Below are 474 nucleotides of genomic sequence, written 5' to 3'. Positions count from 1 at the left end.
CCCCGTCAATGCCGATGGCAAAGCGCAGCGTTCCCTTCGCCGCGCCGTCCCCCGTATAGGGCGACAGGGTGATGTGTACCGGATCATTGTCCCCCACACCGATAGTGGTTGCCGCGCTGCCCCAGGCCGCCGCCACTGCCGACTCAGCCTTGGTATACGCCGTGGCAGTAATGGTCCAGGCCCCCAGGGCAGGTCCACCGTGGCGGAACCGCCGGTAACCGGCTCATGGCTTGCCCCCACAGGCCCCTGGAAACTCAGGATAATATCGCCGAATTCCATCTCCGCAGGGTACAGGGTCCGCGCCCCGGTCCCTGCCAGGGTGACAGTCACCCGCCCGTAGCCATCGGGAACCGCATCCGTGACGCCCCCCTCGGTGGAGGGCCGCTCTGCCAGAGGATTCATGCACCCCCCCAGAACCATCAGCGCCAGAAAGGTGACTGCCGACCAAGGTCGGGTCACCCTTTTCAAAATGCC

1 protein-coding gene is annotated in these 474 nt (G+C 65.6%); it reads right to left on the bottom strand.

Annotation, left to right across the window (positions count from 1 at the left end; translation table 11 throughout):
* Positions 1-402, bottom strand: a 402-nt coding sequence (locus TPRIMZ1_RS20595) for a hypothetical protein (RefSeq protein WP_198429952.1), incomplete at its 3' end; no start/stop codon positions are given.
* Positions 403-474: the final 72 nt, after the last annotated feature.

Origin of the sequence: Treponema primitia ZAS-1 (assembly GCF_000297095.1) — a bacterium.
In the GTDB taxonomy this organism is placed as follows: domain Bacteria; phylum Spirochaetota; class Spirochaetia; order Treponematales; family Breznakiellaceae; genus Termitinema; species Termitinema primitia_A.
Note: the sequence above shows the minus strand (reverse complement) of the source record. Positions and strands in the feature narration are given on the sequence as shown.